The sequence below is a fragment of the Burkholderia savannae genome, from assembly GCF_001524445.2.
GTDB classification, from domain to species: Bacteria; Pseudomonadota; Gammaproteobacteria; order Burkholderiales; family Burkholderiaceae; genus Burkholderia; species Burkholderia savannae.
Genome location: NZ_CP013417.1, coordinates 2,134,042 through 2,159,670, shown reverse-complemented (window position 1 = coordinate 2,159,670; position 25,629 = coordinate 2,134,042). Strand labels below are relative to the sequence as shown.

At 66.6% G+C, this 25,629-nt stretch carries 21 protein-coding genes and 1 pseudogene; 12 read left to right on the top strand and 10 right to left on the bottom strand.

Features of this window, described 5'->3' with window-relative positions; genetic code table 11:
• Positions 1 to 8: 8 nt before the first annotated feature.
• From WS78_RS10560 to WS78_RS37525, 6 genes and pseudogenes are all read right to left on the bottom strand, one after another.
• Positions 9 to 269 carry a hypothetical protein gene (locus WS78_RS10560; RefSeq protein ID WP_059574446.1) on the bottom strand — a complete coding sequence of 87 codons (261 nt, stop codon included), beginning with the start codon at positions 267 to 269 and terminating at the stop codon, positions 9 to 11.
• A gap of 317 nt (positions 270 to 586) precedes the next feature.
• Positions 587 to 2,146, bottom strand: a complete 1,560-nt coding sequence (locus WS78_RS10555; RefSeq protein ID WP_059575140.1) for a DHA2 family efflux MFS transporter permease subunit — start codon at positions 2,144 to 2,146, stop codon at positions 587 to 589.
• Positions 2,147 to 2,171: 25 nt separating this feature from the next.
• Positions 2,172 to 3,407, bottom strand: a complete 1,236-nt coding sequence (locus WS78_RS10550; RefSeq protein WP_038743258.1) for an HlyD family secretion protein — start codon at positions 3,405 to 3,407, stop codon at positions 2,172 to 2,174.
• Positions 3,408 to 3,470: 63 nt separating this feature from the next.
• Positions 3,471 to 4,967 carry an efflux transporter outer membrane subunit gene (locus WS78_RS10545; protein ID WP_059575138.1) on the bottom strand — a complete coding sequence of 499 codons (1,497 nt, stop codon included), beginning with the start codon at positions 4,965 to 4,967 and terminating at the stop codon, positions 3,471 to 3,473.
• A gap of 99 nt (positions 4,968 to 5,066) precedes the next feature.
• Positions 5,067 to 5,564: a MarR family winged helix-turn-helix transcriptional regulator gene (locus WS78_RS10540; protein ID WP_038743254.1), complete on the bottom strand. Its 498-nt coding sequence runs from the start codon at positions 5,562 to 5,564 to the stop codon at positions 5,067 to 5,069.
• A gap of 208 nt (positions 5,565 to 5,772) precedes the next feature.
• A pseudogene (locus WS78_RS37525) lies at positions 5,773 to 5,911 on the bottom strand (pyridoxal-dependent decarboxylase).
• On the opposite strand from WS78_RS37525, the gene typA reads away from it, so the two are divergent.
• The 6 genes from typA to WS78_RS10500 all read left to right on the top strand — a co-directional run bounded on the left by typA (position 5,864) and on the right by WS78_RS10500 (position 15,663).
• Positions 5,864 to 7,690, top strand: coding sequence for a translational GTPase TypA (gene typA, locus WS78_RS10530; protein ID WP_038743252.1), 1,827 nt, complete (start codon positions 5,864 to 5,866; stop codon positions 7,688 to 7,690). The pseudogene WS78_RS37525 and the gene typA sit on opposite strands and share 48 nt — an antisense overlap.
• A 357-nt stretch (positions 7,691 to 8,047) precedes the next feature.
• Complete coding sequence (locus tag WS78_RS10525) at positions 8,048 to 10,912, top strand: 2-oxoglutarate dehydrogenase E1 component (RefSeq protein WP_038743250.1); 2,865 nt, start codon at positions 8,048 to 8,050, stop codon at positions 10,910 to 10,912.
• Positions 10,913 to 11,045: 133 nt separating this feature from the next.
• On the top strand, positions 11,046 to 12,326 hold the full coding sequence (gene odhB, locus WS78_RS10520; RefSeq protein WP_059575136.1) for a 2-oxoglutarate dehydrogenase complex dihydrolipoyllysine-residue succinyltransferase: 1,281 nt from the start codon (positions 11,046 to 11,048) through the stop codon (positions 12,324 to 12,326).
• 99 nt (positions 12,327 to 12,425) lie between these two features.
• Positions 12,426 to 13,856 carry a dihydrolipoyl dehydrogenase gene (lpdA, locus tag WS78_RS10515; RefSeq protein ID WP_059575133.1) on the top strand — a complete coding sequence of 477 codons (1,431 nt, stop codon included), beginning with the start codon at positions 12,426 to 12,428 and terminating at the stop codon, positions 13,854 to 13,856.
• A 106-nt stretch (positions 13,857 to 13,962) separates the two neighbouring features.
• On the top strand, positions 13,963 to 15,060 hold the full coding sequence (zapE, locus tag WS78_RS10510; RefSeq protein ID WP_038743349.1) for a cell division protein ZapE: 1,098 nt from the start codon (positions 13,963 to 13,965) through the stop codon (positions 15,058 to 15,060).
• A gap of 195 nt (positions 15,061 to 15,255) precedes the next feature.
• Positions 15,256 to 15,663, top strand: coding sequence for a transposase (locus tag WS78_RS10500; protein WP_038743244.1), 408 nt, complete (start codon positions 15,256 to 15,258; stop codon positions 15,661 to 15,663).
• Positions 15,664 to 15,811: 148 nt separating this feature from the next.
• On the opposite strand, the gene WS78_RS10495 is transcribed toward WS78_RS10500, so the two are convergent.
• The 4 genes from WS78_RS10495 to WS78_RS10475 form a co-directional block, all read right to left on the bottom strand.
• Positions 15,812 to 16,273, bottom strand: coding sequence for a DUF2147 domain-containing protein (locus WS78_RS10495; RefSeq protein ID WP_059575162.1), 462 nt, complete (start codon positions 16,271 to 16,273; stop codon positions 15,812 to 15,814).
• Between the two features lie 223 nt (positions 16,274 to 16,496).
• Positions 16,497 to 18,152 carry a ShlB/FhaC/HecB family hemolysin secretion/activation protein gene (locus WS78_RS10485; RefSeq protein WP_186448587.1) on the bottom strand — a complete coding sequence of 552 codons (1,656 nt, stop codon included), beginning with the start codon at positions 18,150 to 18,152 and terminating at the stop codon, positions 16,497 to 16,499.
• 174 nt (positions 18,153 to 18,326) lie between these two features.
• Complete coding sequence (locus WS78_RS10480; RefSeq protein WP_038743240.1) at positions 18,327 to 19,592, bottom strand: collagen-like triple helix repeat-containing protein; 1,266 nt, start codon at positions 19,590 to 19,592, stop codon at positions 18,327 to 18,329.
• Between the two features lie 73 nt (positions 19,593 to 19,665).
• Positions 19,666 to 21,339 (bottom strand): collagen-like triple helix repeat-containing protein, encoded by a 1,674-nt coding sequence (locus WS78_RS10475; RefSeq protein ID WP_059575160.1) that lies wholly within the window; start codon positions 21,337 to 21,339, stop codon positions 19,666 to 19,668.
• On the opposite strand from WS78_RS10475, the gene WS78_RS37025 reads away from it, so the two are divergent.
• From WS78_RS37025 to WS78_RS10450, 6 genes are all read left to right on the top strand, one after another.
• The gene (locus WS78_RS37025; RefSeq protein WP_161788621.1) at positions 21,316 to 21,507 is read left to right on the top strand and encodes a hypothetical protein; all 192 of its coding nucleotides are present in this window, start codon (positions 21,316 to 21,318) and stop codon (positions 21,505 to 21,507) included. The genes WS78_RS10475 and WS78_RS37025 overlap by 24 nt on opposite strands.
• Positions 21,508 to 21,975: 468 nt before the next feature.
• Positions 21,976 to 22,173 (top strand): Flp family type IVb pilin, encoded by a 198-nt coding sequence (locus WS78_RS10470; RefSeq protein ID WP_161788620.1) that lies wholly within the window; start codon positions 21,976 to 21,978, stop codon positions 22,171 to 22,173.
• Positions 22,174 to 22,254: 81 nt separating this feature from the next.
• Positions 22,255 to 22,755, top strand: a complete 501-nt coding sequence (locus WS78_RS10465) for an A24 family peptidase (protein ID WP_059575131.1) — start codon at positions 22,255 to 22,257, stop codon at positions 22,753 to 22,755.
• Positions 22,752 to 23,219, top strand: coding sequence for a TadE/TadG family type IV pilus assembly protein (locus tag WS78_RS10460; protein WP_038743235.1), 468 nt, complete (start codon positions 22,752 to 22,754; stop codon positions 23,217 to 23,219). Before WS78_RS10465 ends, WS78_RS10460 begins: the two co-directional genes overlap by 4 nt.
• Before the next feature lie 88 nt (positions 23,220 to 23,307).
• Positions 23,308 to 24,219: a Flp pilus assembly protein CpaB gene (gene cpaB / locus WS78_RS10455; RefSeq protein WP_059575129.1), complete on the top strand. Its 912-nt coding sequence runs from the start codon at positions 23,308 to 23,310 to the stop codon at positions 24,217 to 24,219.
• Between the two features lie 63 nt (positions 24,220 to 24,282).
• Positions 24,283 to 25,608 (top strand): type II and III secretion system protein family protein, encoded by a 1,326-nt coding sequence (locus WS78_RS10450; protein WP_038743231.1) that lies wholly within the window; start codon positions 24,283 to 24,285, stop codon positions 25,606 to 25,608.
• Positions 25,609 to 25,629 lie beyond the last annotated feature (21 nt).

The following is a 25,629-nucleotide window of genomic DNA, read 5'->3' as shown; positions in this document are numbered from 1 at the left end:
TCCGATCGCTACCGCGCTGGGCCGAAGTATTGGTCCCACTGTTCCGAATCGGGATCGAGTCGGCGCACAATCGCGTCGTCTGCCCGCGCGATCAACCGTTCCAGCATCTGGCGCTTCGTTACCGAGTAACGGCGAGCTAACCGCGTCAGAGCAAGATACGCTTCCGTGCTCATCCACATATCCAGACGTCGATCACCGTTGCCGTCCTTGCCTGCCGTCTCGCGCCTTGCCCGATAAGCCGCCTGCCGCTGCGCCGTCGTTTGCGTCATCTCGCATCTCCTTCGTTACCCGGTAACTATCGATTCGAAACATGTTACCCGGTAACACGTCACCTAACGACGTGTGGCGGATTTAGCGCTTACGCTCGTATGCGCGGGCCGCGCGGAGAGCGGAATCCGCGTTGCGGGGCGCTCGCATTTGGCGGCGGCGTATCAGTCGCCGTGCGAGCCCGCCAATGGAGGCGGATTCTGCACGACGCCAACGCAACGATCCCCGCGCGGATCGCATTTGCATCGCCAGATACGAAAACGCCCGGCTCGAAAGCCGGGCGTTTTGCTTCGCACGCGCGAACGGCGCGGGACGCCGCTCAGTGCGCGGCCGACGCCGCCGCGCTCGAATCGCCGCCGCCCGCGCGCTCGGGCTTCGTGATCCAGATGAGCGCGATGAGCAGCACGAAGATCGCGGCCGAGATGTAGAACAGATCGTTCACGCCCAGTTGCGCGGCCTGCTGCGTCGCGATGTTGTTGATGAGCCCGTGCGCCTGGTCGCGCGTGAGCCCGAGCTGCCCCATCTGCGTGACCGCCTGGTTGAAGGTCGGGTTGTACGGGTTCGCCTGCTCGACGAGCTGCGCGTGGTGGAAGTTGTTCCGATGATCCCACGCGGTCTGGAAGATCGACGTCCCGATGCCGCCGCACATGATCCGCACGAAGTTCGACAGGCCCGACGCCGCCGGAATCCGGTGGCCGGGCAGGCCGGACAGCGTGATCGACACGAGCGGGATGAAGAAGCCCGCCATCGCGATCCCCTGCACGAAGGTCGGCGCCATCAGCGACCACTCGTCGACGCCCGTCGTGTAGCGCGAGCGCATCCAGAAGCACAGCGCGAACGTGAGGAACGCGGCCGTCGCGATGTAGCGCGGGTCGGTGCGCGACAGGAACTTACCCGTGAGCGGCGACAGCAGGATCGCGAAGAAGCCGACGGGCGCCATCACGAGCCCGGCGTCCGTCGCCGTGTAGCCGATCTGCGTCTGCAGCCACAGCGGCAGCAGCACGAGGTTGCCGAAATAGAGCCCGTAGCCGACCGACAGCGCGATCGTGCCGCCCGAGAAATTGCGCATCCGGAACAGCGACAAGTCGACGACCGGATGCTCGGCCGTCAGTTCCCACACGACGAAGAACGCGAATGCGATGAGCGCGGTGAGCGCGAGCACGACGATCGTCGTCGACGCGAACCAGTCGAGATCCTTGCCCTTGTCTAGCATGATCTGCAGCGAGCCGACCCAGATCACGAGCAGCGCGAGCCCGACGCCGTCGATCGGCGCGCGGCGGACCGCCGATTCGCGGCTGCGATAGATCATCCACGTGACGGCCGCGGCGGCGATGCCGACCGGAATGTTCACGTAGAAGATCCACGGCCACGAGTAATTGTCCGAGATCCAGCCGCCGAGAATCGGGCCGGCCACGGGCGCGATCAGCGTCGTCATCGACCAAAGCGCGAGCGCCATCGGCGCTTTCGCGCGCGGATAGCTCGACAGCAGCAGCGCTTGCGACAGCGGGATCATCGGCCCGGCTACCGCGCCCTGCAGCACGCGCGACGCGAGCAGAAACGGCAGCGTCGGCGCGAGGCCGCACAACCACGACGAGATCACGAACAGGATGATCGACGCGAGGAAGAGGCGCACCTGGCCGATACGCTCGGTGAGCCAGCCCGTGAGCGGCACCGAGATCGCGTTCGCGACCGCGAACGACGTGATGACCCAGGTGCCCTGGTCGGACGACACGCCGAGGTCGCCCGAGATCGTCGGGATCGCGACGTTGGCGATCGACGTGTCGAGCACGTTCATGAACACGGCAAGCGATACCGCGATCGTGCCGAGTATGAGCTGTCCGCCCTTGAGCGGAGGAAGAGGAGCTTGGGGCTGTGCCATGCTTCGTGGTCCGGCCGAGGGGCGCTTACATCAGGTTCGACGTGCGGCCGACGGCCTTCGCGGCCGGCGCCGGCGTGGCCGAGACGGCCGACGTGCCGCCGCCCGCATTCGTCGCGATGATGCGCGCGATCTCGGCGTTCGCTTCGTCGCCGTACTTCGCGAACACGTCGGTTTCGTACACGGTGTTCTGCACGTTGCCAAGCTGGTTGCCGCTTTCGTTCTTGATGTCGACGTCGACCTGCATCGACAGGCCGATCCGCAGCGGATGATCCTTCAGCTCCTTCGGATCGAGCTCGACGCGCACGGGCAGGCGCTGGACGACCTTGATCCAGTTGCCCGTCGCGTTCTGCGCGGGCAGCAGCGAGAACGCGGCGCCCGTGCCGGCCGAGAAGCCGACCACCTTGCCGTGGTACTGCACCGACGAGCCGTAGATGTCGGCCGTCAGCTCGACCGGCTGGCCGATCCGCATGTGCTTCAACTGCACTTCCTTGAAGTTCGCGTCGACCCACACCGCGTTGAGCGGCACGACCGACATCAGCGGCGTGCCCGGCGACACGCGCTGGCCGACCTGCACGGAGCGCTTCGCGACGTAGCCCGTGACGGGCGCGGGCAGCGTGTTGCGCGCGTTGTTCAGATACGCGTCGCGAACCTTCGCGGCGGCGGCGAGCACGTTCGGGTGATCGGCGATCGTCGTGTTCGCGGTGAGCGCGCGATTCGACGCGAGCTGCTGCTCGGCGGCGTCGAGCGACGCCTGCGCGGCCTTCACCGCGTCGCGCGCGTGCGAGATCTCTTCCTGCGACACGGCGCCCGTCTGCGCGACGGCGAGCCGGCGACGCAGGTCATCCTGCGCCTTCGACAGATCCGACTGGCGCAGCGAGACCTGGGCGCGGTATTGGTCGTCGTTCACGTAGAGGCCGCGCACCTGGCGCACCGTTTGCGCGAGGTTCGCCTCGGCCTGCTGCAGCGCGACTTGCGAATCGGCCGGATCGAGCACGACGAGCGGGTCGCCCGCCTTCACGGTTTGCGTGTCGTCCGCCTTCACCGCGATCACGGTGCCCGTCACCTGCGGCGTGATCTGCACGACGTTGCCGTTCACGTACGCGTCGTCGGTGGTTTCGTGGAAGCGCGCGACGAGCACGTAATAAAGGCCGTACGCGATCGCGGCGATCGCGATCACCGCGACGAGCAGCGTCATCATTCGCTTGCGCTTGCCGTTGCTCTGCGGCTGCGCGGGCGCTGCGTTTTGTTGAGGGTCGCTCATGGCGAGTTTCTCCGTCTTCTATCTAAAGCGATTAAAGCGATGGTTCGGGTGTGATCCGGGAATTCAGTTCGACGCGTGCTGCGCGGAGGCGGCGCTCGCCGATGCGGGCGCGGGCGCGGCGAGCCGCGTGCCCGTCGCGTCGAAGCCGCCGCCGAGCGCTTTCACGAGGCCGATCTGCATGTCGCGCCGGCGCATCTTCAGGTTCGTCACCGTCTGCTCGGCGGCGAGCCGGCTGCTGTCCGCGTTCAGCACCTGCAACTGCGGCGACAGGCCCGCCTTGTAGCGGATCACGGCGAGCTCGTACGCGCGCGTCGACGCGTCGAGCGCGCGCTGCGCGTCGCCCATTTGCGTGTCGATCGAGCGGATCGACGCGACTTGCGTCGCGACGTCGTTGAACGCGCCGATCAGCGTCTGGTTGTAGTTCGCCACCGACAGGTCGAAGTCCGCATAGCGGCCCTTCAACTGCGCGCGCAGCGCGCCGCCGTCGAATATCGGCAGGTGGATCGCCGGGCCGAACTGCGCCTGGCGGCTCGCGAAGTTCAGGAATTTGCCCCAGCCGAAGGCGTCGAAGCCGAAGCCCGCGGCGAGGTTGATGTCCGGATAGAACTCCGCCTTCGCTTCCTTCACGTCGTGCATCGCCGCCTCGACCTGCCAGCGCGCGGCGACGATGTCCGGGCGGCGCGACACGAGATCGGCGGGCAGGTTGTCCGGCAGCGCGACCGCGCCGCCCGGGCTCAGCACCGGCTGCGCGATCTGCAGCCCGCGGTCCGGGCCCTTGCCGAGCAGCGCGGCGAGCTGATAGCGGAGGTTCGTGATCTGGCCGTCGAGATCGGACAGCGCCTGCTGACTCGTCGCGACGTTGCCGCGCGCGGTCTGGCGCTCGACGTTGGTGTCGAGGCCCGCGCCGACGCGATCGTCGGTGATCTTGCCGACCGTCTGCCGGTTCGAGATCTCGCGCCCGGCGATGTCGCGCAGCGCGTACAGCTGCGCGAGCTGGTTGTAGGCGCGCGCGACCGACGTCGCGAGCGTCACGCGCGCCTGCTGCATGTCGGCCTCGGCGGCCTTTTCCTGCGACACGGCCGCATGCAGGCGCGCGCGGTTCTTGCCCCACAGGTCGAGCTCCCACGACGCGCTCGCGAGCGCGTTGTTCTCGCTGTACCACTGGCCGCCGAACGGCGGCGGGAAGAGAGCGTTGCCCGAGTACAGCTCGCGGGTCCACGAATACTTGGCGTCCGCCTGCGGCAGGAGCGTCGAGCGCGACGTCTCGATGTACGACGAGGCCTTCGCGATTCGCGCCTGCGCCTGCGCGATCGTCGGATTGCCTTCGAGCGCCTCGTCGATCAGCTTCGGCAGTTGCGGGTCGCCGAACTGGTTCGCCCAGTCGAGCGACGGCCACTGGCCGCCTTGCGCAGGCAGGCTCTGCGCGCTTTCGAACTGCGTCGCGGGGGCGAGCGCCTTGTCGCTCTTGATGCCGAAATAGTTCGCGCATCCCGCGAGCGCGAGCGCGGCGACCGCGACGGCCATGGCGGTCCGGCAAGCGGACAACGGGAAGGTCTTCATTGCTGGGTTTCCTGACTCGGAATCTGATTCGGCGTGAATAGTGGACACTGCAAGGATTTCCTTACATTTATCTGTCTGAATTACTTGTTGCGGCAATATTTACGACAGGGTTCCGCTCGTGCCCGGGCATTCGCCCGAATTCACGAGAATGCGGCGCAGCATGCTCTTCAGGAAGCCGACTTCCTCGGGCGTGAAGCCGTCGAGCACCTGATCGAGCACGCTGCGGAAGATGGCCGGCATGCGCTTCGTGAGCTCGCGCCCCTCGTCGGTCAGTTCGAGCCGCACGACGCGCCGGTCCTCGCTGCTGCGCACCCGCTGCAACAAGCCGCGCTTCTCGACGCGGTCGAGCAGGCGCGTGATCGCGCTCGCGTCGATGCCGTATTCGCGTGCGAGTTCGGCCGCCGTCGAGCACTTGCCGACGGCGAGCATGAACAGCATCGTCGCCTGCGTGCCGGTAATGCCGAGTTCGGTCTGCGTGCGCTGCGTGATCATGTTCGTCATCAGCGATTTCACGCGCGACATCAGGTAGCCGACGCTATCGTTGATCTGGTACAGGGACAGATCCAGGTCGTGCTGCGAGGAAGAGGGAGCCGACATAAATTCTCTGAAGCTGCAATAGTTGACTAGGCATCAGTATAGGCGCGATTTAGTTGCTGCGGCAAATGTTAATTGAAGCGCGATTTGGTTGCAGGACTGCAAAAATGGCCCTGACGCGAGTGGGTTCATCGGCATCCGGGCAACCGCGCGCGCGGTTGCCCGGATGCCGCGTCGCAACGGACGGCTCAGTCCGCGACATCTTGACGTGCTATAATTTGTGGCTTTCCAAGCTGCAAGTCGCGCGCGCATCGGGCAACGGTGCGCGCGCGTTTGCGCGTTCCATCCGTTTTCAGGTTTCTATGACCCGCGCCCTTCGCAACATCGCCATCATCGCCCACGTCGACCACGGCAAGACGACGCTCGTCGACCAACTGCTCCGCCAGTCCGGCACCTTCCGCGAGAACCAGCAGGTCGCAGAACGGGTGATGGATTCGAACGACATCGAAAAAGAGCGCGGGATCACGATTCTCGCGAAGAACTGCGCGGTCGAATACGAAGGCACGCACATCAACATCGTCGACACGCCGGGGCACGCGGACTTCGGCGGCGAAGTGGAGCGCGTGCTGTCGATGGTCGACTCGGTGCTGCTGCTCGTCGACGCGGTCGAGGGCCCGATGCCGCAGACGCGCTTCGTCACGAAGAAGGCGCTCGCGCTCGGCCTGAAGCCGATCGTCGTCATCAACAAGATCGACCGTCCGGGCGCGCGCATCGACTGGGTGATCAACCAGACGTTCGACCTGTTCGACAAGCTCGGCGCGACCGAAGAGCAGCTCGACTTCCCGATCGTCTACGCGTCGGGCCTGAACGGCTACGCGTCGCTCGACCCGGCCGCGCGCGAAGGCGACATGCGCCCGCTGTTCGAAGCGATCCTCCAGCACGTGCCGGTGCGCCCGGCCGACCCGGAGGCGCCGCTGCAACTGCAGATCACGTCGCTCGACTATTCGACGTACGTCGGCCGGATCGGCGTCGGCCGCATCACGCGCGGCCGCATCAAGCCGGGCCAGCCGGTCGTGATGCGCTTCGGCCCGGAAGGCGAGGTGCTGAACCGCAAGATCAATCAGGTGCTCTCGTTCCAGGGCCTCGAGCGCGTGCAGGTCGAGGCGGCCGAGGCGGGCGACATCGTCCTCATCAACGGGATCGAGGACGTCGGCATCGGCGCGACGATTTGTGCGGTCGACGCGCCCGAAGCGTTGCCGATGATCACCGTCGACGAGCCGACGCTGACGATGAACTTCCTCGTCAATTCGTCGCCGCTCGCGGGCCGCGAAGGCAAGTTCGTGACGAGCCGCCAGATCCGCGACCGCCTGATGAAGGAGCTGAACCACAACGTCGCGCTGCGCGTGAAGGACACGGGCGACGAAACGGTGTTCGAGGTGTCGGGCCGCGGCGAGCTGCACCTGACGATTCTCGTCGAGAACATGCGCCGCGAAGGCTATGAGCTCGCGGTGTCGCGTCCGCGCGTCGTGATGCAGGAAATCGACGGCGTCAAGCATGAGCCGTACGAACTCCTGACGGTCGACCTCGAGGACGAGCATCAGGGCGGCGTGATGGAGGAGCTCGGTCGCCGCAAGGGCGAGATGCTCGACATGGTGTCGGACGGCCGCGGCCGCACGCGCCTCGAATACCGGATTCCGGCGCGCGGCCTGATCGGCTTCCAGGGCGAATTCCTGACGCTCACGCGCGGCACGGGCCTGATGAGCCACATCTTCGATGCGTACGCGCCGGTCAGGGAAGGTTCGGTCGGCGAGCGCCGTAACGGCGTGCTGATCTCGCAGGACGACGGCGCGGCCGTCGCCTATGCGCTGTGGAAGCTACAGGATCGCGGCCGCATGTTCGTGAAGCCGGGCGACGCGCTCTACGAGGGCATGATCATCGGCATCCACAGCCGCGACAACGATCTCGTCGTGAACCCGATCAAGGGCAAGCAGCTGACCAACGTGCGCGCGTCGGGCACCGACGAGGCGGTGCGCCTCGTGCCGCCGATCCAGATGTCGCTCGAATACGCGGTCGAATTCATCGACGACGACGAGCTCGTCGAAGTGACGCCGCAGTCGATTCGCCTGCGCAAGCGTCACCTGAAGGAGCACGAGCGCCGCCGCGCGAGCCGCGAGGCCGAGGCCGGCTGAGCGTTCGGCGGGCGGCCCGCCCGCGCGCGTTTCGCACGGCATTCGCCGTGCATCGGAAGGCCGCCTTCGGGCGGCTTTTTCGTATCCGCGCGAAGGGGCGGGCGCGCCGTTTGTAAAACAGTGTTGCGCGGTGCCGGCGGAATCGCCGCGACCGGCGCGAAAGCCCGTCTGGACGGGCTTTCAGGGCGCTATCGCCGCGTTCGCCGCAGGTTTTTTTGTGCTATGCTGCGCGCACGCAAGTTTTAGGTCCTTCCAAGCAAGACTTGATTCGCGCAATCCGCTAAACGGTCAGGCCGTGTCGCGGAAGGTTGAGTAACCCGCTATTTCTCGAGAAGCTCGAAGAAAGGTGAGCGTCAAATGTCAGATGTAATGAAGCAGTTCCAGCTGAACTCGTATTTGTTCGGCGGCAATGCTTCGTATGTTGAAGAACTGTACGAAGCCTATTTGGATAACCCGGCGTCGGTGCCGGATAACTGGCGCGAATATTTCGACGCGCTGCAGAACGTCCCCGCAACCGACGGTTCGAACGCGAACGACGTGGCTCACAACCCGATCGTCGAGTCGTTCGCCCAGCGCGCGAAAGCCAACGCTTTCATTCCGCGCGAAAGCGGTGCCAATCTCGCCACCGCCCGCAAGCAAGTCCACGTTCAGTCTCTCATCAGCGCGTATCGCTTCCTCGGCTCGCAATGGGCCAACCTCGATCCCCTGAAGCGCCGCGAACGCCCCGCGATTCCCGAGCTGGAACCCGCGTTCTACGATTTCTCCGAAGCCGACCTCGACCAGACGTTCAGCGCGAGCAACCTGTATTTCGGGTTCGAGCAGGCGTCGCTGCGCGACATCGTCAAGGGGCTGCGCGACACGTACTGCGGCACGATCGGCGCCGAGTACATGTACATCAGCGATCCCGAGCAGAAGCGCTGGTGGCAGGAGCGCCTCGAGTCGACCCGCGCGACGCCGAACTTCTCGGCTGACGAGAAGAAGCACATCCTGAACCGCCTGACGGCCGGCGAAGGCCTCGAACGCTACCTGCACACGAAGTACGTCGGCCAGAAGCGCTTCTCGCTCGAAGGCGGCGAGAGCTTCATCGCGGCGATGGACGAAGTCGTCCAGCACGCGGGCTCGAAGGGCGTGCAGGAAATCGTCATCGGCATGGCGCACCGCGGCCGGCTGAACGTGCTCGTGAACACGCTCGGCAAGATGCCGGCGGATCTCTTCGCCGAATTCGAAGGCAAGCACGTCGACGACCTGCCGGCAGGCGACGTGAAGTACCACAAGGGCTTCTCGTCGGACATCGCGACGCAAGGCGGCCCGGTGCATCTGTCGCTCGCGTTCAACCCGTCGCACCTCGAAATCGTGAACCCGGTGGTCGAAGGTTCCGCGAAGGCGCGGATGGATCGCCGCGGCGACGCCGACGGCCTGCAAGTGCTGCCCGTGCAGATTCACGGCGACGCGGCGTTCGCCGGCCAGGGCGTCGTGATGGAAACGCTGAACCTCGCGCAGACGCGCGGCTACGGCACGCACGGCACGCTGCACATCGTCATCAACAACCAGATCGGCTTCACGACGTCGGACCCGCGCGACGCGCGCTCGACGCTGTACTGCACGGACGTCGTCAAGATGATCGAGGCGCCGGTGTTGCACGTGAACGGCGACGATCCGGAAGCGGTCGTCCTCGCGACGCAGATCGCGATCGACTACCGGATGCAGTTCCACAAGGATGTCGTGATCGACATCGTCTGCTTCCGCAAGCTCGGCCACAACGAGCAGGACACGCCGGCCGTCACGCAGCCGCTGATGTACAAGAAGATCGCGCAGCACCCGGGCACCCGCGCGCTGTACGCGGAGAAGCTCGTGCAGCAGGGCGTGATCACGGCCGAAGAAGGCGACGGCTTCGTGAAGGCGTACCGCAAGGCGATGGACGACGGCCATCACACGGTCGATCCGGTGCTGTCGAACTACAAGAGCAAGTACGCGGTCGACTGGATGCCGTTCCTGAACCGCAAGTGGACGGACGCGGCCGACACCGCGGTGCCGCTCGCCGAGTTGAAGCGCCTCGGCGAACGCATCACGACGGTGCCGGAAAACTTCAAGGTTCACCCGCTCGTCGAGCGCGTGATCAACGATCGCCGCAACATGGCGCGCGGCGATCAGCCGCTCGACTGGGGCATGGGCGAGCATCTCGCGTACGCGTCGCTCGTCGCGTCGGGCTACGCCGTTCGCCTGACGGGCCAGGACTCGGGCCGCGGTACGTTCACGCACCGTCACGCGGTGCTGCACGACCAGAACCGCGAGCGCTGGAACGACGGCACGTACGTGCCGCTGCAGAACATCTCGGAAGGCCAGGCGAAGTTCAACGTGATCGACTCGGTGCTGTCCGAAGAGGCGGTGCTCGGCTTCGAATACGGCTACTCGACCGCCGAGCCGAATACGCTCGTGCTGTGGGAAGCGCAGTTCGGCGATTTCGCGAACGGCGCGCAGGTCGTGATCGACCAGTTCATCTCGTCGGGCGAAGTGAAGTGGGGCCGCGTGTCGGGTCTCACGATGCTGCTGCCGCACGGCTATGAAGGCCAGGGGCCGGAGCACTCGTCGGCGCGCATCGAACGCTATCTGCAGCTGTGCGCGGAGCACAACATGCAGGTCGTCCAGCCGACGACGCCCGCGCAGATCTTCCACCTGCTGCGCCGCCAGATGATCCGCCTGTTCCGCAAGCCGCTCATCGTCGCGACGCCGAAGTCGCTGCTGCGCCACAAGGAAGCGGTGTCGGACCTGTCGGAGCTCGCGAAGGGTTCGTTCCAGCCGGTGCTGGGCGAAGTCGACGGCGGCATCGACGCGAAGAAGGTCAAGCGCGTGGTCGCGTGCTCGGGCCGCGTGTATTACGACCTCGTCGCGCATCGCCGCGAAGCGAAGGCGAACGACGTCGCGATCATCCGGATCGAGCAGCTGTATCCGTTCGCGCACAAGCAGTTCGAAGCGGAAATGAAGAAGTACGAGAACGCGACGGAAGTGGTCTGGGTGCAGGACGAGCCGCAAAATCAGGGGCCGTGGTTCTACGTCGAACACCACCTGAAGGAAGGCATGAAGGAAGGGCAGAAGCTCGCGTACAGCGGCCGCCCGGCTTCCGCCTCGCCGGCTGTCGGCTATTACGCGAAGCACTACGAGCAGCAGAAGGCCCTCGTCGAAGGCGCATTCGGCCGCTTGAAGAGCGCATCGATCGCGAAATAAAGAGGCGTAGCGAAGCGGGAAGGCGCGATGCGCTTTCCCGCGCGCTTTCGACCGCAGGCGCCGCGCGCCGCGACACTCGACAGCGCTCGCAGACGCCTCGTCGTTACCCAGATTAAGCATCCAGGAAATTCACATGGCTATCGTAGAAGTCAAAGTCCCCCAGCTCTCCGAATCGGTTTCGGAAGCGACCATGCTGCAGTGGAAGAAGAAGCCCGGCGAGGCCGTCGCGCAAGACGAAATCCTGATCGAGCTCGAAACCGACAAGGTCGTCCTCGAAGTGCCGGCGCCCGCCGCGGGCGTGCTCGCGCAAGTGCTGCAGAACGACGGCGACACGGTTGTCGCCGACCAGGTGATCGCGACGATCGACACCGAAGCGAAGGCAGGTGCCGCCGAAGCGGCGGCAGGTGCAGCCGAAGTCAAGCCGGCGGCGGCGCCCGCCGCAGCCGCACCGGCGCCGGCCGCGCAGCCGGCCGCCGCGACGGCGTCGAGCTCGGCGGCGGCATCGCCGGCCGCGTCGAAGCTGCTGGCCGAGAAGGGCCTGTCGGCCGGCGACGTCGCAGGTTCGGGCCGCGACGGCCGCATCACGAAGGGCGACGCGCTGGCCGCAGGCGCGCCGAAGGCCGCACCGGCTGCCGCACCGGCGAAGACCGCCGCCGCGAAGCCGTCGCTGCCGGAAGTGAAGGTGCCGGCGTCGGCGACGACGTGGCTCAACGACCGTCCGGAGCAGCGCGTGCCGATGTCGCGCCTGCGCGCACGCATCGCCGAGCGTCTGCTCGAGTCGCAGCAGACCAACGCGATCCTGACGACGTTCAACGAAGTGAACATGCAGCCCGTCATGGATCTGCGCGCGAAGTACAAGGACAAGTTCGAGAAGGAGCACGGCGTGAAGCTCGGCTTCATGTCGTTCTTCGTGAAGGCCGCCGTGCACGCGCTGAAGAAGTTCCCGCTCGTGAACGCGTCGATCGACGGCAACGACATCGTCTATCACGGCTACTTCGACATCGGCATCGCCGTCGGCTCGCCGCGCGGCCTCGTGGTGCCGATCCTGCGCAACGCGGATCAACTGAGCCTCGCCGACATCGAGAAGAAGATCGCCGAATTCGGCCAGAAGGCGAAGGACGGCAAGCTGTCGATCGAGGAAATGACGGGCGGTACGTTCTCGATCTCGAACGGCGGCGTGTTCGGCTCGATGCTGTCGACCCCGATCATCAACCCGCCGCAGTCGGCCATCCTCGGCGTGCACGCGACGAAGGAGCGCCCTGTCGTCGAAAACGGCCAGATCGTGATCCGTCCGATCAACTACCTGGCGCTGTCGTACGACCACCGGATCATCGACGGCCGCGAAGCGGTGCTGTCGCTCGTCGCGATGAAGGACGCGCTCGAAGATCCGGCGCGCTTGCTGCTCGACCTGTAAGCACGCTTTTCACACCGTATCGAACCGCTTCGGCGGGCCGCGCGGGCGCCCATTGCGAGGCGCCTGCTCGGCTTGCCGGAGCCAAACCAAAGGATTGTCATGTCGAAGGAATTTGACGTCGTCGTGATCGGCGCGGGCCCGGGCGGCTACATCGCCGCGATCCGCGCCGCGCAACTGGGCAAGACCGTTGCCTGTATCGAGAAATGGAAGAACCCGGCCGGCACGCTGAAGCTGGGCGGCACGTGCCTGAACGTCGGCTGCATCCCGTCGAAGGCGCTCCTCGCTTCGTCGGAGGAGTTCGAGAACGCGCAGCACCACCTCGCCGACCACGGCATCAGCGTCGACGGCGTGAAGATCGACGTCGCGAAGATGCTCGTGCGCAAGGACGCGATCGTCGAGAAGATGACGGGCGGGATCGAGTTCCTGTTCAAGAAGAACAAGATCACGTGGCTCAAGGGCCACGGCAAGTTCACCGGCAAGACCGATGCCGGCGTGCAGATCGAAGTGAGCGGCGAGGGCGAAACCGAAGTCGTCACCGCGAAGAACGTGATCATCGCGACGGGCTCGAAGGCGCGTCACCTGCCGAACGTGCCCGTCGACAACACGATCGTCGCGGACAACGAAGGCGCGCTGACGTTCGACACGGTGCCGAAGAAGCTCGCCGTGATCGGCGCGGGCGTGATCGGCCTCGAGCTCGGCTCGGTGTGGCGCCGCCTCGGCGCCGAAGTGACGGTGCTCGAGGCGCTGCCGGCGTTCCTCGGCGCGGCCGACGAAGCGCTCGCGAAGGAAGCGGCGAAGCTGTTCAAGAAGCAGGGCCTCGACATCAACCTCGGCGTGACGATCGGCGAAGTGAAGACGAGCGCGAACGGCGTGTCGATCGCGTACACGGACAAGGACGGCAACGCGCAGACGCTCGACGCCGACCGCCTGATCGTGTCGGTGGGCCGCGTGCCGAACACCGACGACCTCGGCCTCGAGTCGATCGGCCTGAAGGCGAACGAGCGCGGCTTCATCGACGTCGACGACCACTGCCGCACCGCGGTGCCGAACGTCTACGCGATCGGCGACGTCGTGCGCGGCCCGATGCTCGCGCACAAGGCGGAAGACGAAGGCGTGCTCGTCGCGGAAGTGATCGACGGCCAGAAGCCGCACATCGACTACAACTGCATTCCGTGGGTGATCTACACGCACCCGGAAATCGCGTGGGTCGGCAAGACGGAGCAGCAACTGAAGGCCGAAGGCCGCGAGATCAAGTCGGGCAAGTTCCCGTTCTCGATCAACGGCCGCGCGCTCGGCATGAACGCGCCGGACGGCTTCGTGAAGATGATCGCGGATGCGAAGACCGACGAGCTGCTCGGCGTGCACGTGATCGCCGCGAACGCGTCGGACCTGATCGCGGAAGCCGTGGTGGCGATGGAGTTCAAGGCGGCGTCGGAAGACATCGCCCGCATTTGCCACCCGCATCCGTCGATGTCCGAAGTGATGCGCGAAGCGGCGCTCGCCGTCGACAAGCGCTCGCTCAACAGCTAAGCGCGAAAACGCAGCACCGCGCGCCGGCCGTCGCGGCCGGCGTCGCTGTCTCTCGGCGAAGGCGGGCGGGATTTCCCGCTCGCCTTCATTTTTGCCGGTTTGCATGATGAACGTCACCGAATACTACGAGCACGAGCTGAAGACGCGCGGCTATCAGTCCGATGCCGCGCAGCGCGCCGCGGTCGAACGCCTGCAGCGCTGCTACGCCGAATGGGTCGCCTACAAGGCGCGTCGCTCGAATGCGTTCAAGAAACTCGTCATACGCCCGGATTTGCCGCGCGGCGTCTACATGTGGGGCGGCGTCGGGCGCGGCAAGAGCTTCCTGATGGACAGCTTCTATGCGATCGTGCCGGTGCAGCGCAAGACGCGGCTGCATTTCCACGAGTTCATGCGCGAGGTGCATCGCGAGCTCGAAGAGCTGAAAGGGCAGGCCGATCCGCTCGACGAGCTCGCGCGCCGGATCGCGAAGCGCTACCGGCTCATCTGCTTCGACGAATTTCACGTGTCCGACATCGCCGACGCGATGATCCTGTACCGGCTGCTCGACCGGCTGTTTTCGAACGGCGTGCAGTTCGTGATGACGTCCAATTACGACCCGGACGATCTGTACCCCGACGGCCTGCATCGCGACCGGATGCTGCCCGCGATCGCGCTTCTGAAGGACAGGCTCGACGTGCTGAACGTCGACGGGGGCGTCGACTATCGGCAGCGCACGCTCACGCAGGTGCGGATGTATCACACGCCGCTCGGCGCGGACGCCGATCGCGCGCTGCGCCATGCGTTCGGCCAGCTCGCCGCGGTGCCGGACGAGAGCCCGATCCTGCACATCGAGAAGCGCGAGATCAAGGCGCTGCGCCGCGCGGACGGCGTCGTCTGGTTCGATTTCGCGACGCTCTGCGGCGGCCCGCGCTCGCAAAACGATTATCTCGAGCTCGCGAGCCGCTTTCACGCGATCGTGCTGTCGGAAGTGCCGCAGATGTCGCCGCGGATGGCGTCCGAAGCGCGCCGCTTCACGTGGCTCATCGACGTGCTGTACGACCACAAGGTGAAGCTGCTGATGTCGGCCGCGGTGGCCGCGGAAGATCTGTACATCGAAGGACCGATGGCGAACGAATTCAGCCGCACGGTCTCGCGGATCGTCGAGATGCAGTCGAAGGAGTATCTCGAGGCGCCGCGCCGCCTGATCGATACGTCGCTCACCTGATCCGAACCGCCGGGGCGGCGGGCGCGCATCGCGCCTCGCGCGCCCCGAATGACCCGACCCGAATTCGAAAAGCGCGTCAGACGGTTAACTTCGGTTAATTCGGTATTAACTATTCTTAAATCGGCGCGCGCCGTGTTTCCAACGCCGGCTCGTCTCGATATCGTTGCGCCATGTTCTTCATGAACGGAGAAACACATGACGCCGTATCGCGATATAACCGATGAGGAGTGGCAGCGCGTCGCTCCCTTGCTGCCCGAGCTGCGCCCGCGCAAGGAGATGCGCGGCAGACCGCTCGCGGATACGCGCGCGGTGCTCAACGGCGTGCTGTGGGTGATCTACAGCGGCGCGAACTGGTCGGCGATGCCGCGCCGTTTTCCCGCGTATCAGACGTGTCATCGCCGCTTCAAGGCGTGGCACGAATCGGGTGCGTTGAAGCGCGTGCTCGTCGAATTGTTCGGCGCGGAGAGCGAGGATCTGTGCGAGCTGATGACGATGCGCATGCGCACGCATGCGCGCTCGAAAGCGGCTCACGCGCGCAGCGTCGCAGCGTCGACGACATCGACCGCGCCGCGTCTCGATTGCACGCTCGAGCACGTTGTCTGACGCGTCGCGGGCGGCATGCCGCGCGCATGAAAAAACCGGCCTGGCGCAAACGCACAGGCCGGTTTTGTTTTCGTCGCTCGGCGCTCGCTCGCGAGACCCGGCGCGCGAGCGGCAATGTCGGCGCGACGAGGCCGACGTGCGAGGCGCGTTACTGCGCGCGCATCCAGGTCTGCGAGCGGCCGAGCAGCGACACGCCGATGTAGCCGCGCACGACGAGCTTCTGGCCGCCTTCCTCGAGCGTCATCTTGCACTTGTAGACCTTGCCGTTTTCCGGGTCGAGGATGTTGCCGCCGTCCCAGCCTTCGCCTTCCTTCTTCATCGCCTTGATGATCGTCATGCCCTTGATCAGCTGATCCTTGCGCTCGTCGGAGCACGCGGTGCAGCGGCGATCCGGCGTGTCGTTCTCGCCGAGGCCCTTGACGACCTTGCCCGACAGCTCGCCGCTCGCGTCTTCGCTGATCTGCACGAGCGCCTTCGGCTTGCCCGTGTGGTCGTCGATCGTCTGCCACGTGCCGATGGGGCTGTTCGCTTGAGCGAGTGCGCTCGCGGCGCATGCGAGCAGCGCGCCTGCCACGGTGAACGAGCGCAGTGAACGAGTCATTTGAAACATGTCTTCCTCCTTGGATCGCACGATGTCGTTTTCGTCGGCTCGCGGGCCGTTTGCGTCGAACGGCGTTGCATGCGAGCTGTGCGCAGAATACGTGAATCTGCGCATCGCGTTTGATACAAGTGCTTCTAATCGAAGCACCGATGCGAAATGAAAAACTGAAAACGCGCGCGGCCCGCCGGATCTCGACGGGCCGCGTGAGCGCAGCGGGAAGGGCGCGAGCGCGTCAGTAGAGCTGATACGAGAACGATGCGTTCACGCGCGGGCTGCGCGACGCGCTTTCGATCGGCGCATCGCCGACGGGTTTCGCGATCGACACGTCAAGATTGTAGAAGCGGCTGTCGGTCAATCGCACGCCGAGCGCGACCGACGACAGGCGGTGCGGCACCGGCGTGCCCGAATGCAGATACACGCGCGCCATGTCGTACGCGACGTATGGCGTGATGCTCTTCAGGTACGTGAAGCCCGGCGCGAATGCGCGATTGAGCTCGAGCGACGCGCCCCATCCCGAATCGCCCGACGTCTCGCCCGGTTGATAGCCGAGCGCGAAGCGCTGCGCGCCGAACGAGATCTGCTCGGTGGTCGGCAGCGAATCCGGGCTGTACTGGCCGGTGAGCTGCACGGTCGAGCCGATCTTGAACGGCCACTCGTTCGTCTGCACGAAGGTCGCGCCGGTGCGCACGAACGTCGTCGACGCGGGATTCGTCGCGACGACGCCCGGGATGTTCGTGATGCCCGATTTCGACGCGCCGAGAATGTCGAACGCCTTCGCGACATTGAAGCTCAGCTTCTGCACTTGTTTCGGCTGCACGCTCGTGTAGTCGAGCTGCATTTGCAGCACGCGCACCTGCGAGCGCGTGCCGATCATCGCGCCGGTGATCTGGTTCTGGTAGCGATCCTCGCTGTGCGACGCATAGCCCGACACCGTGCCGAGCAGACTGCGCTGATTGCTCAGCATCAGCGGATACGATGCGGACAGGCCGAGCTTGTCGTTGATCACGGTGCGCTGGACGTTCGGCAGCACGGTCTGGTCGACGGACGGATTGCCGCGGTAGTGGCTCGCGTCGAGGCGCGTGACGAGGCCGTTGCTGCCGATCGGCACGGCGCCGCTAAACGACACGTACGTCTGGTTGTTCGGCCCCTTCGGGAACAGCGCGGAGATGCTCATCTGCTCGCCGAGCGACGTGAGGCCGTTCTCGGTCATCGTGAAGAGCCCCTGCAGACCAGGGTTGTTCGTATTGAGCCCCGCGCTCACGTTGAACGGCTTGCGATCGACGTTCAGCTCGAGCGTCGTCGCGCCGTCGGTGTTCTGCGGCGGCGGCACGTTCGCCTTGACGGCCACGCCGGGCAGCAGGCCGAACGTGTTCACGTAGCGCTCGAACGTCGCGCGGCGCAGCGGCCGATCATCCATGATGTGCGCGGCGATCGCGCGCACCTTCGGTTCCATCGCGCCGGGCCGGCCGGTGATCTTCACGTTCGCGACGTAGCCTTCGACCACCGTCACGCGCACGGCGCCGCCTTCGAACGTCTGCGCGGGGATGAACGCGAACGAGAGGGCGTAGCCGCGCTCCTGATACAGCTTCGTCACGCCGTTCGCCGTCTCGATCAACTGGCCGATCGTGATGTCCTTGCCGACGAGCGGCGTGAAGCGCTGCGAGATCTCTTCGAACGGAATCGACTTGACGCCTTCGACCTGGAACGAGGTCGGCGTCAGATGCCGCGCGAGCAGCGCCTGCACCTGGACTTCCTGCGGCGCGACCTGCACGGTCACGCTCGGCCGCTGAGGAGTGTTGATCTGTGGCAGCGCTTCGAGCGGGTTGCCGCCCGAGCGGCTCTGCGCATGCGCGGCACCGGCGGCCGCGACGAGCGCGAGCAAGAGCATCCAAGATTCGTGTCTGGATTTCATTGTGATTCCTCGTGGGCCTCTTTGTGCTTGTGATCTTCTAATGTCGATGCGCGGCGTTTGGCGCGCCGCGCATCGTGGTCTTCCGTTGTTCTAATCCGACTGCCACCGCGCCGCGCACTCCTTGCCGGAAGGAGCGCGCGGTACTTCGCATCACTTACCAAAGCTGCCCAGCGTGCCGAGCGCGCCCGTCACGGGAGCGAGGAGCCCCGTCGTCGAGCCGCTCGCCGTCGACGACGACGTGGCGCCGGACAACGTGCCCGTGACAGTATTCAGCAAACTGGTAACGGGCGCGAGCGGGTTTGTACTAGCACCCGTGCCGCCGCTCGCGAGGCTCGTGATCGGCGCAAGCGGGTTGCTCGCGCCGCCCGACGTCGTGCCGCCGCCGAGCGCGCCGGTCGGCAGCGCGCCGCCGCCGAGGCTCGACAGCAGGCCGTTCAGCGGGCTGCCGAGCGTCGAGCCCGAGCTCGAACCCGAGCCGCTCGCGACCGTCGCCGTCGAGCCGCCGACGAGGCTCGTGATGAGACCGGGGATCGGCGCCGCGCCGTTCGGTGCGGCCGGATTGACGAGGCCGCCCGCGTTCGTCACGGTGTTGCCGAGCGTCGACACGAGCTGGCCGACGTCGCCGACCACCGGCTGCGACGACGTGCCCGCGATCTGAGTGCCGGCCGAGCTGATCGCGCCGCCGACCTGCTGCAGCAGGCCCGACACCGGCTGGCCGACGCCCGTCGTCGTGCCCACCGTCTGCGTGACCTGGCCCGCCGTGATGACGAGCGGCGTGACCGCCGAGCTGATCGGTTGCGTGATCTGCTGGACCGGGCCCGTCGACAGCGCGTTGCCGAGCATCGTGCCGGCCGCGTTCACGCCGTTCGCCGCCGTCGCGAGCGCACCCGCGACGGGCGTCGTGACGGGCGAGAGCGGCGCGAGCGGGCCGGTGCCGAGCGCCTGCACCGTCTGGCTTGCGCCTTGCACGGTATTGCTCGCGGCGCTCACGACGTTGCCGAGGCCCGCGACCGTCGTGCCGACCGGATTCTGCGTCGAGCCGATCTGGCCGAGGCCGTTGCTGATCGCGTCGGCGGCGGCGTTGACGATGCCGCCCGTGCTGCTCACCGTCGCGCCGACGCCTTGCGTGACGCCGCTGCCGAGGCCCGGCACGCTCGTCGAGCCGACCGTGTTGCCGATATCGGTCGCGGTCTTGCCGAGCGTGTTGACGACGCCGGACGTGCCGGTCGTGGTCGTCGTCGGGTTGTTCGGGTTGGTCGGCGTCGTGTTGTTGCCGCTGCCGCCGTTGTTCGCGGACGGCGGCGCGGTGACGTCGCTGCCGCCGCACGCGGCGAGCACGCACGCGGCCGCGAGCGCGGTGAGCGGAACGCGCCAGGCCGCGACCGCGAACGACGGGACGAAACGTTTCTGGTTCATGATGTTCTCCTCGCTGTCTCTTCTCTGATGCTGGACGGGCGCCCGCCCTGTTGGGCGGACGGGCGCCTGCCTGTTACTTCTTGATGCCGCCGAGCAGGCCGCCGACGAGCGACGTAACGGGCGACAGCAGGTTGGTCGTGCCGCTCGTGCCGGTGCTCGTGCCCGTCAGCGGCGCGGTGAGGCTCGCGACCGGATTCGTCGCGGTCGACGTCGAGCTCGTCGCCGGCGCCGCCGTTGCCGCGCCGCTCAGCGCGCCCGTCGCGGTCGACACGAGGTTCGTGATCGGGGCGAGCGGGCTCGTCGACGTCGTCGCGCCGCCCGTTGCGCCCGTGAGCGCGCCGGTGACGGTCGACACGAGGCCCGTGACGGGGGCGAGCGGGTTGCTCGAGCCCGTCGTGCCGCCCGTTGCGCCCGTGAGTGCGCCGGTGACGGTCGACACGAGGCCCGTGACGGGGGCGAGCGGGTTGCTCGAGCCCGTCGTGCCGCCGGTTGCGCCCGTGAGCGCGCCCGTGACGGTCGACACGACGTTCGTGAGCGGCGCGAGCGGGGTGCCCGAAGTTGCGCCGCTCACGCCGCTCAGCGTGCCCGTCAGGCCGCCGACCGCGGCCGTGATCGGCGCGAGCGGATTCGTCGAACCGGTGCCGCCCGTCAGCAGGCCGCCGACCGACGTGATCGTGTTGCCGGTGGCCGACACGGTCTGGCCGAGGCCCGTCGTGACCGGGTTGTTGCCCGTCTTCGAGATCAGCGCGCCGGCCTGGTTCAGGCCGCCGCCGATCGTGCCGAGCAGCGTGTTGACGGGCGCGCCGAGGCCCGTCACGTTGCCGACCGTTTGCGTCGCGCCCGTGACCATCGACGTGATCGGCGTGATCGCGGAGCTGACCGTCTGCGTCAGTTGCTGGACGGGGCCCGTCGACAGCGCGGTGGTGAGCGTCGTGCCGCCCGCGGTGATCGCGTTGCCGAGCGTGCTGACGGCGCCGCCGAGCGGCGACGTGAGGGGCGACAGCGGCGCGAGCGGGCCCGTGCCGAGGCTCGTGACGAGATTGCCCGTCTGCGTGACGGCACCGCCCAACTGGCTGACCACGCCGCCCGTGCTCGCGACGGTCGTGCCGATCGGATTGGTCGACGAGCCGAGCTGGCCGATGCCGCTCGTCACGCCCGAGCCGAGCGCGCCGACCGCGCCGCCGAGGCTCTGGACGACGCCGCCGAGCGCCTGCGTCGTCTGCGGGTTCACGCCGGGCAGCGCCTGGCTGCCGACGACGGTGCCGAGGCCCGACACGGTCGAGCCGGCGCCGCTGATGATGCCGCCCGCGTTGCCGGCGACCGTGCCGAGCGCGTTGACGCTCGACGAAGTCGACGTGCCGCCCGAGGTCGAACCGCTGCCCGACGTGGAGCCGCCGCCGGAGGTCGAGCCGCCGCCGCCCGACAGGCCGCCCGTCGAGCCGGCGCCGCCGCTGCCGCCGGAACCCGAGCCGCTCGAGCCGCTCGTGCCGCCCGAACCCGAACCCGAACCCGAACCCGAACCCGAACCCGAACCCGAACCCGAACCCGAACCCGAACCCGAACCCGAACCCGAACCGTCGCCCGTCGTGGAAATCGCGTTGCCGCCGCCGGAGCCGGAGCCCGAGCCGTCGAGGCCCTTGCTGATCGTGCCGGAACCGCCGCAAGCGGAAAGGGAGAGCATGGCTGCCACGGTGGCCGCGATCAAAGTCGTCCGGAGCGTGCCATGAGAAATGGTCTGAATATTCATCATCGTCCTCGCATTGGTGTGTTGTCTGTTCATTGGTGTGCTGCCCCTGCGGACGACTTCTCTGCAACTGGCGTGCCATTTCGCTGGACGGTCTTTTCGGTGCGTGAGGAGATGGCCAGCAAACCCTTGTCGGTAAAGGATTTGAGGCGAACGGGAGGTTTCGGGTGATGAAGGGGAAGGCGCGTGCGGCGGGCGTGTTTTTATGTGTTCGTAACGTAACGCCGCGCGCTTTGCGTTACGCGTGCGGCGTAACGTGCGACAAATGCAGGGCACGATTCATCGATATTTGAATCGTCTGATTTACTAATGGATTAGATATGTAGATCTAACCTATCGTAAGTCCTTATGGGTAAGGGCTACCGATAGGCCGTAAAAATAAGCGTGCGCGCTGTCATAATGTCTGATCAAAATTGACAAAGATGTGGAACGAAAAAAAGTTCGGATATATGATGCGCCCGTGCGTAATTTGTACGACATAGTACATCAGGGAATACGAGGAGGGAGCCGCCGACATGAATGTTAACTTGTATCAAATTGTTAGAAACTCTTGAAAAAAGAGTTATAACCAAACCGCCCGAGCCGGCATTAAAGTCGGACTGGCGGGGCAAGGTCGGCCGATAGCGAAAAGCAAGGCCAGTGAAGACTCAAGGCACGAGGATCAACATGAAACAACTGATGAAGCGCTTCCTTAATGAGGACGCAGGGGTAACCGCGATCGAATACGGGTTGATCGCGGGTCTCATCGCGGTGGCCATCGCGACGACCGTCGGCACGCTCGGTACCGATCTGAGCGCGCTGTTCAGCACGATCGCCAGCAAATTGCCAGCGGCTTGACTTTCACATCCAATTGCGCGTTATCACGAATTGCGGATTGCTTCGGCAATCCGCAAACGTTGCTGGGCGGCCGGGGTTGAAATGATTCACCTCTTCAGTATTGGATTCTTTTTCGCCTGGACTGCGGCCGTTGCAATTTCCGATTGTCGCGATCGCCGTATTTCCAACGAATTGGTGCTTGTCGGTCTTGCCGTCGTTATCATTTTTACAGTCTGCCGACAAAACCCATTCAATACGACGTTGACAGGCGCATTGATCGGCGGGGTAGTCGGCCTGGTTTCGCTTTTTCCGTTTTTCGCGCTGCGCGTGATGGGTGCCGCGGACGTCAAGGTATTCGCGGTGCTCGGCGCGTGGTGCGGCCTGTCGGCGCTGCCGTGGCTGTGGATCGTCGCGAGCGTCGCGGCGGGCATTCACGCGCTCGGCCTCATGTTCCTGAGCCGCACGCCGTTCGGCTCGCTCGGCCGCAGCGGCGCGCCCGCGTTCGCGCTCGGTGCGCACCGCTCCGCGCCTTATGCGGCGTTTCTCGTCGCGCCCGCCGCCGCGTGGCTCGTCTACCTGATTCACACCGGAGGCACGCGATGAAGCGCGCGCTCGGGCGGTTCGCGTCGTTACGGCGCCAGCGCGGCGCGACCGCGGTCGAATTCGCGATCCTGTTTCCCGTCTTCTTCATGATCCTCTACGGAATCATCACGTACGGGATGATCTTCGCCGCGCAGCAGAGCCTGACGCTCGCCGCGACGGAGGGCGCGCGCGCGGCGCTCAACTACCAGGTCGCGCAAACGCCCGCGGCGGCGCTCGGCCTGCGCGCCGCGGCCGCGTGCACGGCCGCGAACAACCTGACGGGCTGGCTGTCGGGCGCGACGTGCTCGACCTCGCAGAATTTCACGTGCTCGTACGACTCGACGATGTACTGCATCCAGGTGACGGTCACGTATCCGTACGCGGCCAATCCGCTCGTGCCGACGGTCGCGCTCTTCAACGCGGTGCTGCCGACGGCGCTGACGAGCCAAGCGACGGTGCAGATCAACCCGACGAACATTATATGAACGCGATCGACTAGGCCGGGCCGCCGCGCCGCGCCGCGCGCCGGCGGCCTTCTCCAACGACTTCTCTTGCGCTGCACTGATAACAACCATGGCCAATCACTTGACCAAGATCGTCGCGGGGCTGCTGATCGGGATCGCGATCCTGCTCGGCATTTACGCGTGGCTGCTCGGGCGCAAGCCCGCGCCCGCCGCGCCGGTTGCCGCGCCCGCCGTTGCCACGGCGATGGTGCCCGTCGTCGTCGCGAAGCGCGCGCTGCCGGCCGGGCAGCCGATTCCCGCCGATGCGCTGAAGGTGCAGCAGACGCCGACGCCGATCGCGGGCGCATTCCCGAATCCGATGCTCGTCACGGGCCGCATCCCCGCGAGCGACATCGTCGCGCAGGCGCCCGTGCTCGAGAGCGAGCTGATGTCGGGGCTCGCCGACCAGATCGCGCCGGGCGAGCGCGCGATCGCGATCAAGGTCGACGACACGAACGCGGTCGGCAATCGGCTGCGGCCCGGCAACTTCGTCGACGTGTTCGTGAATCTGAAGCGCGAAGCCGGCTTCGGCTCGAACGGCTCCGAGATCACGCGATCGCAGGCGCGGCTGCTGCTGTCGCGGGTGCGCGTGCTGTCGTTCGGCGATGCGACGACCGATCGCGACGGCTCGCCGGGCCCGACGGGCGCGGGCGCGCGCACCGCGGTGCTCGCCGTGCCGACCGCGCAGGTCGACGCGCTCACGCTCGCCGAAGCGAGCGGCCGGCTCGTGCTCGCGCTGCGCAGCCCGCGCGACGAGGACGTCGCCGCGCAGACGGTCGCGATGCGCGCATCGAGCGCGGGTGGGCCTTCGAATCAGGCGGCGGGCGGGCTCGTGCTGGGCGAGCTGTCGGGCAGCGGCGGCGTGCCGGCGCAGACGCCGCGCGCGGCGCCCGCGCGGGTGGCCACGGCGGCGGCCGCGCCGCGCGCGGGCGGCAGCATCGAAGTGATTCGGGGTGGGCGGGCCGAGACGGTCGCCTATTGATCGACGAGTGGATTCGAACAGTGACGGCAGGGAGAGGGCCGGCTCGCGCCGGTCTCCGACACGATGAAAAATAAACTGATTGCATGGGCGATGGCGTTCGGCGTGTTGCTGTCGTTCGCCGCGCGGGCGGCGCAGATGGGGACGATCGAGCTCGCGACGGGCGCGCAGCGGCAGATTGCCGTCGGGCGCGGCGTGCAGCGGGTCGCGGTGGGCGATCCGAACGTCGCGGACGTGCTCGTCGTCAAGGGCGGGCGCGGCGGCGTGCTGCTCGTCGCGAAGGCGGCCGGCTCGACGAGCCTGATGGTGTGGGAGCGCGGCCGCGACGAGCCGGCCGTGTACACGGTCGACGTCGTGAGCGGCGCCGCGCGCGAGCTCCTCGATTCCGGCTCGCCGAGCGTGAAGGCGTACAACGGCACGGCGGTCGTGTCCGGCTCGGCCGCGACGCTCGACGCGCATGCGCGCGCGCTCGCGCTCGGCAAGGGGATGGCCGGCAAGGACGGCGGCGTCGTCGACGCGTCGACGGTCGGCGGCAAGAGCGTGGTGCAGGTCGACGTGCGCGTCGTCGAGTTCAGCCGCTCGGTGCTCAAGCAGGCGGGCCTGAACCTCTTCAAGCAGAACAACGGCTTCACGTTCGGCTCGTTCGCGCCGTCCGGCCTCGCGTCGGTGACGGGCGGCGGGACGTCGTCGATGTCGGTGTCGGCGAACATCCCGATCGCCTCCGCGTTCAATCTCATCGTCGGCTCGGCGACGCGCGGCCTCTTCGCCGACCTGTCGATCCTCGAGGCGAACAACCTCGCGCGCGTGCTCGCGCAGCCGACGCTCGTCGCGCTGTCCGGGCAGAGCGCGAGCTTTCTCGCGGGCGGCGAGATTCCGGTGCCGGTGCCGCAGGGGCTCGGCACGACGTCGATCGACTGGAAGCCTTACGGCGTCGGCCTCACGCTGACGCCGACCGTGCTGAGCCCGCGCCGGATCGCGCTCAAGGTCGCGCCGGAGTCGAGCCAGCTCGACTTCGTGCATTCGATCACGCTCAACGGAATCACGGTGCCCGCGCTCACGACGCGCCGCGCGGACACGACGGTCGAGCTCGGCGACGGCGAGAGCTTCGTGATCGGCGGGCTGATCGATCGCGAAACGACGTCGAACGTCAACAAGGTGCCGTTCCTCGGCGACCTGCCGATCATCGGCACGTTCTTCAAGAATTTGAGCTATCAGCAGAACGACAAGGAACTCGTGATCATCGTGACGCCGCATCTCGTCGCGCCGATCGCGAAGAACGCGTCGCTGCCCGCGACGCCCGGCGAGCTGTCCGAGCAGCGCGACGGTCCCGTGTGGCGGTCGTATCTCGGCGGCGTGCTGTCGCCGGACGCGGGGCCGGGATTCTCGAAATGAGTGCGCGACGTCACGACAGCG

Excerpts from the sequence above, each read along its gene's own strand:
- WS78_RS10560 (WP_059574446.1), bottom strand. The coding sequence starts at position 269 with ATGACGCAAACGACGGCGCAGCGGCAGGCGGCTTATCGGGCAAGGCGC.
- WS78_RS10555 (WP_059575140.1), bottom strand. The coding sequence starts at position 2,146 with ATGGCACAGCCCCAAGCTCCTCTTCCTCCGCTCAAGGGCGGACAGCTC.
- WS78_RS10550 (WP_038743258.1), bottom strand. The coding sequence starts at position 3,407 with ATGAGCGACCCTCAACAAAACGCAGCGCCCGCGCAGCCGCAGAGCAAC.
- WS78_RS10545 (WP_059575138.1), bottom strand. The coding sequence starts at position 4,967 with ATGAAGACCTTCCCGTTGTCCGCTTGCCGGACCGCCATGGCCGTCGCG.
- WS78_RS10540 (WP_038743254.1), bottom strand. The coding sequence starts at position 5,564 with ATGTCGGCTCCCTCTTCCTCGCAGCACGACCTGGATCTGTCCCTGTAC.
- typA (WP_038743252.1), top strand. The coding sequence starts at position 5,864 with ATGACCCGCGCCCTTCGCAACATCGCCATCATCGCCCACGTCGACCAC.
- WS78_RS10525 (WP_038743250.1), top strand. The coding sequence starts at position 8,048 with ATGTCAGATGTAATGAAGCAGTTCCAGCTGAACTCGTATTTGTTCGGC.
- odhB (WP_059575136.1), top strand. The coding sequence starts at position 11,046 with ATGGCTATCGTAGAAGTCAAAGTCCCCCAGCTCTCCGAATCGGTTTCG.
- lpdA (WP_059575133.1), top strand. The coding sequence starts at position 12,426 with ATGTCGAAGGAATTTGACGTCGTCGTGATCGGCGCGGGCCCGGGCGGC.
- zapE (WP_038743349.1), top strand. The coding sequence starts at position 13,963 with ATGAACGTCACCGAATACTACGAGCACGAGCTGAAGACGCGCGGCTAT.
- WS78_RS10500 (WP_038743244.1), top strand. The coding sequence starts at position 15,256 with ATGACGCCGTATCGCGATATAACCGATGAGGAGTGGCAGCGCGTCGCT.
- WS78_RS10495 (WP_059575162.1), bottom strand. The coding sequence starts at position 16,273 with ATGTTTCAAATGACTCGTTCACTGCGCTCGTTCACCGTGGCAGGCGCG.
- WS78_RS10485 (WP_186448587.1), bottom strand. The coding sequence starts at position 18,152 with ATGCTCTTGCTCGCGCTCGTCGCGGCCGCCGGTGCCGCGCATGCGCAG.
- WS78_RS10480 (WP_038743240.1), bottom strand. The coding sequence starts at position 19,592 with ATGAACCAGAAACGTTTCGTCCCGTCGTTCGCGGTCGCGGCCTGGCGC.
- WS78_RS37025 (WP_161788621.1), top strand. The coding sequence starts at position 21,316 with ATGAGAAATGGTCTGAATATTCATCATCGTCCTCGCATTGGTGTGTTG.
- WS78_RS10475 (WP_059575160.1), bottom strand. The coding sequence starts at position 21,339 with ATGAATATTCAGACCATTTCTCATGGCACGCTCCGGACGACTTTGATC.
- WS78_RS10465 (WP_059575131.1), top strand. The coding sequence starts at position 22,255 with ATGATTCACCTCTTCAGTATTGGATTCTTTTTCGCCTGGACTGCGGCC.
- WS78_RS10460 (WP_038743235.1), top strand. The coding sequence starts at position 22,752 with ATGAAGCGCGCGCTCGGGCGGTTCGCGTCGTTACGGCGCCAGCGCGGC.
- cpaB (WP_059575129.1), top strand. The coding sequence starts at position 23,308 with ATGGCCAATCACTTGACCAAGATCGTCGCGGGGCTGCTGATCGGGATC.
- WS78_RS10450 (WP_038743231.1), top strand. The coding sequence starts at position 24,283 with ATGAAAAATAAACTGATTGCATGGGCGATGGCGTTCGGCGTGTTGCTG.